13 protein-coding genes are annotated in these 13,469 nt (G+C 38.6%); 1 reads left to right on the top strand and 12 read right to left on the bottom strand.

What is annotated here, in order from left to right; translation table 11 throughout:
* The first annotated feature begins 2 nt into the window (after positions 1-2).
* Positions 3-995, top strand: a complete 993-nt coding sequence (locus GM418_RS00795) for a GlxA family transcriptional regulator (protein ID WP_158862217.1) — start codon at positions 3-5, stop codon at positions 993-995.
* Positions 996-1,006: 11 nt separating this feature from the next.
* On the opposite strand, the gene GM418_RS00790 is transcribed toward GM418_RS00795, so the two are convergent.
* The 12 genes from GM418_RS00790 to GM418_RS00735 form a co-directional block, all read right to left on the bottom strand.
* Positions 1,007-1,453 carry a YdeI/OmpD-associated family protein gene (locus tag GM418_RS00790; RefSeq protein ID WP_217447673.1) on the bottom strand — a complete coding sequence of 149 codons (447 nt, stop codon included), beginning with the start codon at positions 1,451-1,453 and terminating at the stop codon, positions 1,007-1,009.
* 112 nt (positions 1,454-1,565) lie between these two features.
* Positions 1,566-1,871, bottom strand: coding sequence for an iron chaperone (locus GM418_RS00785; RefSeq protein WP_158862213.1), 306 nt, complete (start codon positions 1,869-1,871; stop codon positions 1,566-1,568).
* Positions 1,861-2,661 (bottom strand): nucleotidyltransferase domain-containing protein, encoded by an 801-nt coding sequence (locus tag GM418_RS00780; protein ID WP_158862211.1) that lies wholly within the window; start codon positions 2,659-2,661, stop codon positions 1,861-1,863. Before GM418_RS00780 ends, GM418_RS00785 begins: the two co-directional genes overlap by 11 nt.
* A 3-nt stretch (positions 2,662-2,664) precedes the next feature.
* Complete coding sequence (locus tag GM418_RS00775) at positions 2,665-3,150, bottom strand: hypothetical protein (RefSeq protein ID WP_158862209.1); 486 nt, start codon at positions 3,148-3,150, stop codon at positions 2,665-2,667.
* Between the two features lie 20 nt (positions 3,151-3,170).
* Positions 3,171-3,695: a shikimate kinase gene (locus GM418_RS00770; protein ID WP_158862207.1), complete on the bottom strand. Its 525-nt coding sequence runs from the start codon at positions 3,693-3,695 to the stop codon at positions 3,171-3,173.
* A gap of 54 nt (positions 3,696-3,749) precedes the next feature.
* Positions 3,750-4,265, bottom strand: a complete 516-nt coding sequence (locus GM418_RS00765) for a DUF6265 family protein (protein ID WP_217447672.1) — start codon at positions 4,263-4,265, stop codon at positions 3,750-3,752.
* Positions 4,266-4,348: 83 nt separating this feature from the next.
* Complete coding sequence (locus GM418_RS00760; protein WP_158862205.1) at positions 4,349-4,561, bottom strand: hypothetical protein; 213 nt, start codon at positions 4,559-4,561, stop codon at positions 4,349-4,351.
* A gap of 97 nt (positions 4,562-4,658) precedes the next feature.
* On the bottom strand, positions 4,659-5,891 hold the full coding sequence (gene serA / locus GM418_RS00755; protein WP_158862203.1) for a phosphoglycerate dehydrogenase: 1,233 nt from the start codon (positions 5,889-5,891) through the stop codon (positions 4,659-4,661).
* 197 nt (positions 5,892-6,088) lie between these two features.
* Positions 6,089-6,820: a 3-keto-disaccharide hydrolase gene (locus tag GM418_RS00750; protein ID WP_158862201.1), complete on the bottom strand. Its 732-nt coding sequence runs from the start codon at positions 6,818-6,820 to the stop codon at positions 6,089-6,091.
* Between the two features lie 94 nt (positions 6,821-6,914).
* Positions 6,915-8,681: a RagB/SusD family nutrient uptake outer membrane protein gene (locus tag GM418_RS00745; RefSeq protein ID WP_158862199.1), complete on the bottom strand. Its 1,767-nt coding sequence runs from the start codon at positions 8,679-8,681 to the stop codon at positions 6,915-6,917.
* Between the two features lie 13 nt (positions 8,682-8,694).
* On the bottom strand, positions 8,695-12,219 hold the full coding sequence (locus tag GM418_RS00740) for a TonB-dependent receptor (RefSeq protein ID WP_217447671.1): 3,525 nt from the start codon (positions 12,217-12,219) through the stop codon (positions 8,695-8,697).
* Positions 12,220-12,309: 90 nt separating this feature from the next.
* Positions 12,310-13,353 (bottom strand): FecR family protein, encoded by a 1,044-nt coding sequence (locus GM418_RS00735; RefSeq protein ID WP_158862197.1) that lies wholly within the window; start codon positions 13,351-13,353, stop codon positions 12,310-12,312.
* Positions 13,354-13,469: the final 116 nt, after the last annotated feature.

The raw sequence follows: 13,469 nt of genomic DNA, 5'->3' as shown, positions 1-13,469 counted from the left end.
AAATGAAAAAAATATCAATTTTAGTAACTGAAAATACAGTCATTCAGTCTATTGCTGATCCGCAATATTGTTTTGAAACCGTAAACTATTTTTTAAATGTAAAAGGAAAACCTTCGATGTTTGATGTTCAGTTGGTTGGAGTATCCAACGGTGTTCGGTTAAATAAAGGACGCTACAGCATCCATCCTGATAAATTGATTGATGAGGTTGACAAAACAGATTTAATTATCATTCCTGCTTTGTTTGGCAACATGGATGAGGCTTTGGAATCAAATAAAAATTTTATTTCGTGGATTGTAAAACAATACAAATCGGGAGCCGAAGTCGCTTCGTTGTGCGTAGGAGCATTTTTACTGGCGTCAACAGGGTTGCTTAAGGGCAAAAAATGTTCAACACATTGGGGATTTATAGATGACTTTAGTAAAATGTTTCCTCATGTCAATGTGCAACCCGGGAGTATTATTACCGAGGAGAGCGGAATTTATACCAGTGGAGGCGCAAATTCTTACTGGAATCTTTTATTGCATTTGGTGGAGAAATATACCAATCGTGAAACGGCACTGCTGATTTCAAAATATTTTGCCATTGAAATCGGTCGGAGCAGCCAGTCGTTTTTTGCCATGTTTAAAGGCCAGAAACAGCACAACGACGAGGACATTAAAAAAGCACAGGAATTTATTGAGAGAAATATTGAAGAGAAAATCACGGTTGAAGAACTTGCTGAAAAATTAGCTGTTGGCCGTCGAAGTCTTGAGCGGAGATTTAAAAAGGCGACAAATAATTCGGTGCACGAATATATTCAGCGTGTGAAGATTGAAGCCGCCAAGCGAAATATAGAAACCAGCCGCAAAAATATCAATGAGGTGATGTTTGAAGTGGGGTACACGGATACAAAAGCTTTTCGAACAACTTTTAAGAAGATTACTGGAATAACACCTGTTGAATACCGGAACAGATATAATAAAATTGAAACAGAAAGCATTCAGGTGGAGTAGTTTATTAAGTTTTAATCATAAAATTTCAGGTTTTGCTGCAAACGCTCCATCATGGTAATAATTCGATGTGTTTTGGTTTTTATGGTTTTGGCAGCGTAAATCCAGTCGATGTAGGCTTTTTGTTCTCCTTCAGAAAAGTTGAAAAAACGTTCTGCAATTTCTTTTGGTTCATTCAGCAAACATTCCTGAATCTCATGGGGTATTTTATATGGAAGATCATCGGCAAAGAGAATGATATGCACAAAATCACCCGCTTTTTTTTTGATTTCTTTTCTGATTTGCGCTTTTACCGGTAAAAAAAGTTTGCCGTTTCCCATGGGCATAAGTTTGTAGTTTTTCAGTTCAAAGCCATCAATTGAACCCTTTACTTTTACCCAGCCAAACGGATTGTTTTTGTTTTGTAGTATTTCCGGAATTTCGGCATAAGTCCAGCCGCCTTTGCCTGGATACTTTTGCATGAGATATTCTTTATCAACCAGTGGGCTTTCAACCGAATTCATAAAAGTAATAACCGAGCTTTACCGGATTTTGTTTTCTTCAACTCTGAACTTTACTATTCTGGTAATCAAATTAAATGGTATTGGCCGATTTAAAGGAAACTGCACCGAACCTTTTCCTTGTTTGTACTGCGAAAGTTCCCGGGCAAATTTTGCATGTCCGCTTGGAGTTGCATAAAAACCTAACATGTTTTTTGTAGCCCGCAAAATAAACAAGCGGCTTGCCAGATGTTTTGTATGCCGGCATTCCGTAGCTTATACTTTCTTCTGCTTCCGGGGCAATTTCGAGGATTGTTTTCCGCAGTTTTTTTAGTATTTTCTGAATATCTTCAGGAAATTCCGAAATATAATCATCAACACTTTCAGATTTATTTTTCATCGGTCGCCTGCACTTTTGTTTTAATTTTTGTGAAGTATTCCATCACCTTCTTTTGAAGTTCATTTTTTAGAACAACATCTCCCGGATATAGTTTTTTCCGAAGCTCGTTGTAAAGTTCAATTTCTTTTTCCAAAGAACGTATTATTGAGGAAATTTCATATTCCGGAACCGTTTTTTTCAGGTTGTTAAAATCTGCTTTTTCAAAATTAAATTCAACCTTTCGCATCCCTTTTGGGAGCTGGTTATTTTTTATTTGTAGTAAAGGAGATATTACATTCATTCTCAAATAAGAAATGGAATCGAGTGCTTCAAAATATTCACCCCGGCCAATTTTTAATGTGATGTAATGAACCCAAATCCAGAAACGATCTTCAATCCACTGAAAATCGAGTTTGGGCCAGCTGGCTTCTGTGGTTTTTATTATTTGGGAAAGAGTATTCTCTCTTTCCCAGAGTATGACCGGGTTTTCAACGCGCTCTTTGAATTCCTCGGCGGTAACAAATTTAATATCCACATGCAAAAGAGGATTGTCAAACAGGCAAATCAATACCCGTGGTTCACCAACATGTTCACCTGTAAATCCGTCGATAAACTGACCCATTTTTGAAGCATATTCAAGCATCTTTTCCTTCTGCCCCGAAATTTTTTCTTTGGTAATTAAAACCAGATCCAAATCTGAAAATTCATCCAGTTCGTTGGTGATGTATGAACCGCCGGCTGCAAGCCCTAACACCTGCGGATCGGTTTTTAGTTTTTCAACCGCTTTTTCGGCAAATTGTTTTTGTATCATTTTTTAACTAAAAAGTGTTATCCAAATGGGTATCATAGCAGCAATTGCAATAGAAGCAGTTTGCCAGTTGTAGTTGGTAACATATAAGCCACACATCAAATATAAAGGATTTTCTAATTCAGATATTATTTTCCCGTGACCCGAAGACCCCTGAAAAATTATTCGTTCGCCCTGTTTATTCACCAGACTCCATTTTGTGTTCCATATATTGTCAAATTTCCATAGGAATTTGTTATCGTCTATAGTAATGGTTGCCCCGTTCATCCAGGTATTGTATACAATTTTTCCGACAACTGTATTTTTTTCCCGATCAATAATTTTTGTGTTCTGTTTAAAAAATCCTTGTGAAAGAAATGTATATTTTTCACCTAAAATAGTAGCTTCATAAGTGTTGGAAAACGTCCGGTTTATAAGATATCCTATTGGTTTTCCGCTCTCAAAAAGTTTATAAGTACACGAGAATAAATTTTTGCTCCACGTAATTTTCATAACTGTTCAGGTTTTAGGTTTTATTTTTTTTGGTTCAAAGAATTCAAAATTGTTTCAATTTCATTTATAATTTCAAAGCTACTTTTTGAATTGTTTTCAATAACAAAATCAGTGTCTGAATTTGTTGCCAGGAATTGTTTGTTAATTTTTTCCACTTGTTTGTCGGAAATATTTACGTGAATGGATTGGTCGCGGGTTTTCACTCTGGCCAGGCAAATTTGAGGATCAGCCTTAATTTTTATTGTTATTACCTCAAAATCACTTTTTAATTTGTTTAGCATGGTTTCAAAAGCGGCACTTAATCCAAGAGATTCAAATACCAATTTTTGTTTTTTCTGCATTTCTTTGCGAATGCCATTTTCAATAGCTAAAAAAACTTCCTGAATATAAGCATCATCATCCGGTTTCCTTTTCCTGATTCTATTTTTTGCCCAATCTTCCACGCGTATAAAAGGAATATAAAAATGCTTGTCAAACAGATTTCCAATAAAAGATTTGCCGCTTCCTTTTTGGCCAATGAGAAGAAAAATGGTTTTTTCGGGCATTGTGTCTGAATGTTAGAAAGAGTTTTGTTGATTTCAGATTTAAAAGTAAAAAATTTATTTTACAACCCGGTGATAATTGAATTTAACTTCTGATTTTTCTCCATGGCTGTCAATAAGCACATACAAGTTTATTTCATTGTCACTAATTCGTTCAAAAGTAAAACCATCAAAAAAAACTTTGCCAGGAGTAACTTTTACCAGTTTAAAATCAACGGTTTCATTTTTTTCTTCCCAGGCTTTTAAATCGGAATGAAAGTGTTTTAACCGAAGAACAAGTGTTTCCTTTTCTTCAACAAGTGTACAAATTTCATAGAAATTCACTTCATCGTTTACAAGCAGCCGGAAAACACACATCATTGAACCGCCAAGAGGGGGAGACCATATTTCTTCCGCAATTCCGCCAAACGCTTCTCCCTTCCAGTGTCCCTGAACCCAGGCAACATCATCTAATGTTGCATTTGGAGAACCAACTGAGGTATCGTAAAACATAGTGTTTGGAAATTTTTCCTGTGCATCGATTAGGGGTGCAAAAAACACAAAAGAGAACAAAAAGAGGCATATTTTTTTCATTTGGAAATTTTTCTAATTTAACATTTAAATCCCTGATCTGGTTCTTGCCCAAAATTACAAAAAAGGGAAAAATGCAGCGGATACTATTTATCTTCTTTTTTCTTGTTCCTCTTGTTTTGTTGATAAACGATATAGACAATAATCATTAAAACCGGAACCACAATAAATAGAATGATATTCAGGAGGTTAAGTTCAACGGGTTCGGGGTCTGCTCCGGGTAAAGTGGTTGGACCCTGTGAATATACCGTTGCCCAAAGGACTATAAAATTTATGGCTAACAGAATTTTTTTAATCATGTCAAATTGTTTAAATGCATTTAATAATAGAAAGAATAACGGTAGTGTTTTGTTCAATTTAACGTGTCGCAGAAACCTGGGCCATATAATATGGATATCAATACAACATCCTCGCTTTTATTGTATTCGGTATTTTTTTTAATTCTTTTAAAATGGTATTACTTATTTCACTCTCCGTATCGATAATTACATAACCAATGTCGGTATCGGTTTGTAGATATTGGGAGGCAATATTTATTTCTTTTGAGGTGAACACATCGTTTATTTCTTTTAGAATTCCGGGTACATTTTTGTGAATATGCAGGAAGCGCTGTTTTTCCCGGTTTGGAAGCAGCGAAACCTGCGGAAAGTTTACGGCGCCAATGGTTGAGCCGTTATCGCTGTATCGAATCAGTTTCTCGGTTACTTCCATCCCGATATTTTCCTGGGCTTCAGAGGTACTTCCCCCGATGTGTGGCGTCAAAATTACATTGTCAAATTCCTGTAACTCAGAAACAAATTTTTCGTTGTTCGAAGCCGGTTCTTTTGGAAAAACGTCGGCGGCTGCCCCTGAAAGATGACCTGATTTTAACGCTTCCGCCAGCGCGGGGTAGTCAATAACTGTTCCGCGGGAAGCATTGATAAGCAGCGCTCCTTTTTTCATTTTTGCGATCTGGACAGTTGAAATCATTTTCCGTGTGTTTTCGGTTTGCGGAACGTGGAGAGTGACCACATCCGAAATCCGCAGGAGTTCGTTTAAAGATGAGCAGGCTACCGCTTTTCCAAGACTCAGCTTTTTTTCAATGTCGTAATAATACACATTCATTCCCAGTGATTCGGCCAAGATAGAAACTTGTGAACCAATGTGTCCGTAACCTACAATCCCCAGATTCTTATCACGCACTTCGTAGGCATTTTTTGCTGTTTTTTGCCATTCACCCCGGTGTGCAGCAGCATTTTTTGAAGGTATTCCGCGCATCAGTAAAATAGCTTCGGCAATCACCAATTCCGCGACCGAACGGGTGTTTGAAAATGGTGCATTAAAAACCGGAATTCCCATTTGTTTGGCAGAGTGTAAATCTACCTGGTTTGTACCAATGCTAAAACAACCTATGGCAAACAATTTTTTGGCTTTTTTTAGGATTTTTTCCGAAAGCTGGGTTCTCGAGCGAATGCCAATCATGTGTACATCCTTAATTTTCTGAATTAATTCCTCTTCATCAAGCGCTGTTTTCAGGTATTCCACGTTAGAATAACCAGAAGCTTTTAAACTTTCTACCGAAGAACTGTGTATGCCTTCGAGCAAAAGAATTTTAATGTATTTTTTGTCGAGCGAAAACTTTTTTGCCATGGTTTGATTTTTTCTCAAAAATACAATTGGAATAATGGATTTCAACAGATTTATCTGTTTTATTTTGATATTTGAAGTTGTTTTATCCCCGTTTTAAGCGTGTTGGTCTGACGCGGGCACGGAGGAAGATTCTATTAAAACAGAAAAGGAGTAACCTCTGTTGAGATTACCCCTTGCTTAACTTTTAAAAAACCAGACTATAACTCTTTTATTTTTATAACACGGAATATTGTTAGTCCGCCATGATCCTGTAACCCGATGTGGCCTTTTTTAGCCATTCCGTAATGTTCTGCATCTTTCCACTTTCCGGCTGCTTTTTGTGCTTTCCATTCATCGCTCCAAAGCTCGTATTCTACTACTTTTTTCCCATTTAGCCAGTGTTCAACATGTGGGTTTTGAACAACAATTCGTGTTGTGTTCCATTCTTCAACAGGTTTTACTTCTGCTCCTTCCGGTGCCTGCATGGAATAGTTGGAAGCAGTATATTGGTTGTCGGCAATTTTAGTTGGCCAGCCTTTTCCGTCAATTAACTGGTATTCTGGTCCCGACTCGTAAATTTTTTCGGTGACACCTTTTTGAACGTGGTAGAAAATTCCCGAATTGCTTTGAGGTGAAACCTTCCATTCCACAAAAAGCTCAAAATTTTCATATTCTTTTTTTGTAATGATGTCTCCACCATGGTCGGAGCCTACACCTGAATTGTGTAACTCTCCATCGATAATTTTCCAGCCGGTCACTTCGCCACCACTAAATTTTTCCCATTTGGCTATACTTTTTCCATCAAAAAGCATCTCCCATTCTTCATCGGTTTTTTGTTCTATCTGTATTATGTCGCTCTCCTCCTGTTTGTCCGACTTTTTAGCGGAGGAAGAACAGGAAAATGCAGTTGCAGCTGTAAGAATCAGAACGAAATTCCAAAAATTTCTCATTGTATTTTAGTCTTTCAATTGTAAAATAGGAACTGACATTGCTTGTAATAATGGTGAATCATTTTGTATGTCAGTTCCCTTGCTGTTTAACTACCTATAGAGTTGGTTCAAAAGTTCCTCCCCATTCCGCATTTTGTTCGATATTACTATTCAAATCGATAACCGACTGTTGAATCGGAAAGAAATAGTATTTTTCCGGGAGTGAAGTCACCTTTACCCCTGTAAAAGGTATTTGCCATGTGATATATTTAAAATCAGCTTCGGTGAGTTCATTATTGTCGGCGAGCGCCTTTGCCGTGGCAATTGGCATTTCCGAGTCGTCAGCATTAATAGCGATAGCTTCAATTCCATGTTTGGTTTTCCCATCCAGGCGGTCAAGCATTCTTAAACGGCGCAAGTCCCAGAAATAACTTCCTTCAAAACAAAATTCGATATTTCTTTCGGCAAGTATTGCTTCCCTTATTTCTTCCGTGGTTGTTGCAGTAATTCCGTAATTACTGTCGTCTCCGGCTTCAATTCCTGCGCGTTCGCGAATTTCTTTCAGAATTGCAAGGGCAACATCCTGATGCCCTGTTTCGTTGGCTGTTTCAGCATAGTTTAACATTACTTCAGCAAAACGCATAACGATATAGTCAATGTCATATTGCTGAACTTCAGACTGTAACAACGAGAGGTCGCTGGCCTTGCGAATAAAAAATCCACTGTAGCGGTCAAGGTTTGTTGAGTTGGTATTAGCCGCCGGATTTGTTCCAAAATCGTCTAAAACATCTGCGATTCCGAGTGACGTATACTGACGGTTGCCAGATTTGTTTGATACTTCATAAATTGAAGCATTCCACACTATCGATTTGTCGAATCGTGGATCCCTGTTTTCCCAATAACTTTGCTGAAATTCTTCATCGGTTTTATAGTATTTGCCACTAGGGTCATTGTATAATTTACCGTCTTTCATTGGAAATTCCTGAACAAATTCCCAGGTTGGACAAGCGCTGGCATTTCCCCGGCTTTCAGAACCCGGACGAACACCATGATCCCAACTGGCCGTTTTGTTGGGGTAAGTATTTATTACAGAGAATACTACTTCAGGCCCCCGTTCTACCAAAAAGATATCTTCATAGTTTTGAGTGAGCGCGTATCCCAGATTTTTAAGTTTAGAATAAGCAGCTTCGTTTGCTGTATAAGCTTCATCCCAGTAATTGTTGTCCCATGGGTTGCCCGGGTTAAATTGCGGAGATGCTTTGTAAAGCAGAACTTTTGCCTTAAAAGCGGTGGCAAAACAGCCGTCAATTTTACCAAAATCGCTTGACGAACTTGAAATTTGTTCAGGAAGGAGACCAATTGCATCGTCTAAATCTTCGATTATAAAATCGAAACATTCGCCGGTTGAATTTCTTTCTACATATAAATCGTCAGCTTCTCTGTCCTGCGGAATTTTTATATACGGAATACCACCGTGGTACTTAACCATATTAAAGTAAACGTAGGCGCGCAGGAATTTAGCCTGCCCTATAACATTATCTTTTGCTTCCTGAGACAGATTTCCGTCTGTAACGTTTACAATGGCCTCATTAATTAGCCGAATGGTAGTATAATCCCAAAGTTTGTATTCGCTGTTTGTGATGGTAATTCTGTCAAGATAAAAGTGAATGCCAGCTAATTGTTGTGTTTTTTGATCGGCTGAAGATGACCAGTTTCCAAATACTTCAGCGTAAACATTAGCCATATATGCTTCTACCAGAGACTCATCGTCCCACACAAGGTCCGCATTGTAATCGTATATGTTTTCAATATCGAGTGTATCACAACTGCTTATTATAAACAGTGTTAAAATGCTAAATATTAAATATTTTAATTTTTTCATCGTAGTATCGTTTTTAGAATTTTATATCGAGACCGAAAGTAAATGATTTCATTAACGGGTAAGAGTCGTAAGTATCCTGTTCCGGATCATGGAATTCGGTCATTGCAGAAAGTACAAACAGGTTGGTTCCGTTAAAGAATACCTGAGCTGAACTGATCTTGAAGCCGGAAATCCAGCTTTGTGGAATAGCATAACCAATGTTCAGGTTTTTTAAACGAAGATATGCCCCGTTTCTAATCCAGAAGGACTGATTTCCTGTTCCTGATTCATACCAGCTTTTCCCAACTACCCGGGGATATTTAGCGTCCGGGGTATCCGGAGTCCATACATCACTTGCCCAGATTGGGTAGTAAGGTCTAACAGTCCCTCCATACTGACGTATTCCACCCATTCCTGCCTCGTAACCACCAAGGTTACTGACCATCCGGTCATACATTCCAACGCCCTGAAAATGTGCATCTACTGTGATTCCTTTCCAGGTAACACTTCCGCCAAAGCCATAGTTAATTCTTGGTGCACCATTATCCGATAAAACCTGGATATCGTTGCTGTCGATTTTTCCATCAGGGCCGGCAGAATAGCCGTCACCTCTTATATCTTCAAAATATAATCCTCCGAGATAGGGATCTCGTCCAAACTGAGTAAATCCGCTGGCCAGCAGGTCGTCCAGTTGTTCCTGCGTACGAATTATTCCAAGAGTTTTATATCCGGTAAGCCGGTTTAGTGGTTTTCCAATGGCTGAAAATTCTTCAAGATTTCCTCCGGGAGAATAGAGAGCAGATTGGTCAAGTACATCCCACTGATCTTTTGAAAAGCCTATGTTTCCGTACACAGTATAGTCCACCGCTCCTCCGAATGCTCTGTCTCTCCACATAGCGTTTAATTCAAATCCACGCCATGATCTCGCCGCATAATTTTCGGGAGCTAAATCCTGACCGTAAGTATCTGGTATGGTTACAATACGTGAGCCCAAAATGTCTTCTTCTTTTTTGTAGAAGGCTTCCAGTGATCCTGATAATTTGTTGTTCAATACTGTAAAATCAACTCCGGCATTATATGTGGTAGAGGTTGCCCATGTTAAATACGGGTTTGGAGTTGCTCCCGGTTCTATTCCCAGATTTAGATTGTCGCCCCAAATATAGGAACTTCCGGATTGGTAAACATACATATAGGAGAAAGGTGCAATTTCATTATTGTTGACGTTCAAATCGTTACCGGTTGTACCGTAAGATGCCCTTATTTTCAGGTTGTCGAGCCAACTGGAGAAATCGTCCATGAAAGATTCTTCACTAATTCTCCATGCTGCTGATACTGAAGGGAAGAAGCCCCAGCGTTTTTCCTTTGGAAAAAGTGTATTGCCGTCGTAACGGAAGGAAAATTCTGCAATATATTTTTGAGCGTAGGTGTAATTAAAACGCCCTATCCATGAGAGACGACCTCCTGTGACTTCACTGGCAGAACCCCATCTTCTTTCCGCATCTGTTGAATAAACAAACATTTGGTCGTAGTTGGTGAGTGGATCTTCCCCTTTCGCATAGACGTATTCACCTCCATTTGATGCTTGTTCCCATACAACAGTGGCAGCAATGTCGTGTTTGCCAAATGAATTTTTGTAGTTTAAAAACCAGTTCAACTGTTCACTCCACAGGGTGCGAACGTCATAACTCAAAAATTCCTGGTTTTGTGAGAAAGTAAAAGTATTCATATTGTTGGGGTCCGGAGCAGCAGGAATAAAGCGGTTTTCATCCGGATTTGCTGCGGCCCAGACATAGTTATGCTGGTAGGTTAAATATTTTTTCCGCATGTAGTCGTTGCCAATGTAGTTTCCAACCACTTTTGTAGTAAGCCCGGGGAGCAAATCGCCTAAATCAATATCGAAAGAAAGAATGGCATTGACTTCTCTTTTCCGTGTTCTGATATATCTGTCACCGATAACCTGATCAATTACGTTCCAGGCCTGCCAGCTTCCCATTGGAGTTTGTACCGGAAAATCTGTTACTTCGTTGGCTGGAGTTCCGTCTTCATACAAATAAAACGGATAGGTTTTGGGCCAGTTGAATGTACATCGGTAAAGGTCGCCAATGGTTTGTTCGTCATCACCGGAGAACGGCCAGTAAAAACGTTTTTGGTTTTGCAGGTTGGCCGATACATTCACATTCATTTTGATTTTATCTGTAATCAGTGCGGTTACATTAGAGCGTAAATTAAATTTGTCGTTTTCCAGATTTTTATAAGAACCCTCTTCTCCAATATAACTCCCCAAAGCGTAATAAGTAACTTTATCGCTTCCTCCCGATACACTCATTGAATGTTTCTGGTTCCAGGGAGTTTGCCAGATATAATCGTTTACATTATAGTTTTTGTCTTTGAAATAATCAAATTCTGTATCTCCGTTTGGTATAGCAAGTCCCTGAAATTCAGCTACCCGGTTTTGATAGATTAACTCGTCGATGGCAGTTGTTTTGTCCGAGAAAAGTTCCTGGGTAGGAGTCATAAAAGTATAAGAACTCTGGTAATTGAACATTGGTTTTTGTTTTGTTCCGCTTTTGGTTACGACCAAAACAACACCGTTGCCTGCCTGCGAACCGTAAATGGATGCGGTTGCGGCGTCCTTAAGAAAACTCAACTGATCAATTTCATTTACTTCAAGTGCATCAAAAGCTTCCTTGTCGCGAACAATTCCGTCAATAACAAAAAGCGGTTCACCAAAACCTCCCCGGATACGTATGTCGGAAGTTGCACCCATTAAACCGGAGTTTCCGGTGATGTTTACCCCCGGAGCACGCCCTGCCAGCGTATTGGAAACATTTGTAGTAGAAATATTACTTAATTCCTCCATTTTTACAGCAGTAATTGCCCCGGTCATATTCACTTTCTTTTGTGTACCGTAACCAATTGCAACAACTTCGTCAATACCAATGGTTTCTTCTTCAAGAACTACATCGATCCGGCTTTGTCCGTTAATTGCAATCTCCTTTGATTTCATTCCTACAAAGGAAAATAGAAGGACAGCATTATCGGGTACATTTGTAAGTGTATAAACACCGTCAACGTCGGTGACTGTTCCTTTCGAAGTTCCTTTTAAAAATACGGTAACCCCCGGAAGTGGAAACATTTGCGGATCAGTAACTTTCCCGCTTACGGTTTTTGCCTGATCTGAGAAACTTTCGCCCTGGAATGTGGTAAGTACAATTTGGCGGTCTTTGATAAGATAATTCACATCGGTTTCCGAGAAAAGATCACCTAAAATATTGTCGATGGTTTTCTCTGTTACATTGATGTTCACTTTTCGTTCAACATTCACCATTTTGTGGTTAAACAGGAAATAGAATTCACTGTTGTTTTCAATTTCATCCAGTACATCAATAATTTTTGCATTGTCCATTTTTAGCGTTAACCGCGTTCGCTGCGAGTAAGCCGAAACAGCCCATACCTGGGTAAGACCTAAAAACAAAAAAAAGATACTAAGTCTCATGATTTTCCACATTTTAGTTTTGACGCCGTTATGGATGGCGTCCCGAATCCATTTTTTTTTCATAAATTTGAAACTTTAAGTAGTTAAACAACTTATTATTACTACACTGCTTAAATTTTGCAAGAGAGTGTTTGCGGCACTCTTTTGCTTTTTTTATTTAAAGGCAGACTGCCTTTTTTTATCGAGTTTTAATATTACTTTTCTCTTTTTATAGGTGTTGTCGAGTGTTGTTTCGCGAGGCTTTTCTTCGAATGTTATTGGTGCTGTGAGGCTTAGTAATTTTAAAACCTCATCAAGCGGTTCGTCGATAAAGGTAGCCCGAAGAACATACTCAAGGATTTCCGGATCCTCTATTACAATTTCTGCATTGTACCACCGCCCCAGTCTTTCTGAAACCTGCTTCATTTTTTCATGGCGGAATATCAGTTTTCCTTCTGTCCATCCAATATATTGCAGCGCCTCTACATTGTTTTTTTGCCCAGCTTTGTTTTGCGTATTTAGCGTAAAAATCTGGTTTGGTTTTAACGTGTCGTATATCTTCCCTTCAGGAGACAGAATTTCTACTCTGCCGCTGTTTAGAATCACCTCTTCTTTTTCATCTTCTTTATAAGCAATAACGTTAAACTTTGTTCCTAAAACTTTAATATTTAAGTTTTGTGTGTGAACAATAAAGGGATGTGATTGGTCGGGAACAACATTAAAAAAAGCTTCGCCTGCTATCGAAACGTGTCGTTCTCCGGAAAACGAGACCGGAAATCTTAAATTTGAACCACTATTAAGAAAACCTGTTGAGCCGTCGGGTAACTCAAATTTTGTACGAACACCCAAGGGGCACCGAATTTCTGCATAAGCGGTATCTGCGCCATTTTTGTCTCTCTGAAGATATAACAAAGTTAAAACAGAAAGCGCCAGCGGAATGACAAGGATGGCTGCAATGCGTTGAAAGACAGTTGTGAATCTGCTCTTTTGCTCTGTTTTTTCTTCCTGCTGAATTTGTTTTTGTAACTTGTATAACAGGTGGTCGATGTTATTTTCGGGCAAAGGCTCGTTAAAATAGCTGTTCCAATGTTCTTCAAGATGTTCCTTAAGTTTTGGTCTGTAGGATTTATCCTCAAAAACAGTTTTTACATTTCTGTAATCTTTTTTTGAATAGGTTCCTTTAAAGTAACGATGTAATATTTCAGGATTAAAATCCATTTGTTCGTTTTATCATTTATAAGATGTAATAGGGCAGATGATTGAAAATCCCCTAGTCAAAAAGAAAAAAAATGTGAAAAAATGTAACTTTTTGTGAAGTTAACAGGAGTAATATT

This window comes from Maribellus comscasis, assembly GCF_009762775.1.
Taxonomy (GTDB): Bacteria; Bacteroidota; Bacteroidia; order Bacteroidales; family Prolixibacteraceae; genus Draconibacterium; species Draconibacterium comscasis.
This window is presented reverse-complemented; position numbering and strand designations above follow the sequence as displayed.

Bases quoted from the DNA above. Each gene is read 5' to 3' on its own strand.
- GM418_RS00795 (WP_158862217.1), top strand. From the start codon at position 3: ATGAAAAAAATATCAATTTTAGTAACTGAAAATACAGTCATTCAGTCT.
- GM418_RS00790 (WP_217447673.1), bottom strand. From the start codon at position 1,453: ATGCAAAAGTATCCAGGCAAAGGCGGCTGGACTTATGCCGAAATTCCG.
- GM418_RS00785 (WP_158862213.1), bottom strand. From the start codon at position 1,871: ATGAAAAATAAATCTGAAAGTGTTGATGATTATATTTCGGAATTTCCT.
- GM418_RS00780 (WP_158862211.1), bottom strand. From the start codon at position 2,661: ATGATACAAAAACAATTTGCCGAAAAAGCGGTTGAAAAACTAAAAACC.
- GM418_RS00775 (WP_158862209.1), bottom strand. From the start codon at position 3,150: ATGAAAATTACGTGGAGCAAAAATTTATTCTCGTGTACTTATAAACTT.
- GM418_RS00770 (WP_158862207.1), bottom strand. From the start codon at position 3,695: ATGCCCGAAAAAACCATTTTTCTTCTCATTGGCCAAAAAGGAAGCGGC.
- GM418_RS00765 (WP_217447672.1), bottom strand. From the start codon at position 4,265: ATGAAAAAAATATGCCTCTTTTTGTTCTCTTTTGTGTTTTTTGCACCC.
- GM418_RS00760 (WP_158862205.1), bottom strand. From the start codon at position 4,561: ATGATTAAAAAAATTCTGTTAGCCATAAATTTTATAGTCCTTTGGGCA.
- serA (WP_158862203.1), bottom strand. From the start codon at position 5,891: ATGGCAAAAAAGTTTTCGCTCGACAAAAAATACATTAAAATTCTTTTG.
- GM418_RS00750 (WP_158862201.1), bottom strand. From the start codon at position 6,820: ATGAGAAATTTTTGGAATTTCGTTCTGATTCTTACAGCTGCAACTGCA.
- GM418_RS00745 (WP_158862199.1), bottom strand. From the start codon at position 8,681: ATGAAAAAATTAAAATATTTAATATTTAGCATTTTAACACTGTTTATA.
- GM418_RS00740 (WP_217447671.1), bottom strand. From the start codon at position 12,219: ATGAAAAAAAAATGGATTCGGGACGCCATCCATAACGGCGTCAAAACT.
- GM418_RS00735 (WP_158862197.1), bottom strand. From the start codon at position 13,353: ATGGATTTTAATCCTGAAATATTACATCGTTACTTTAAAGGAACCTAT.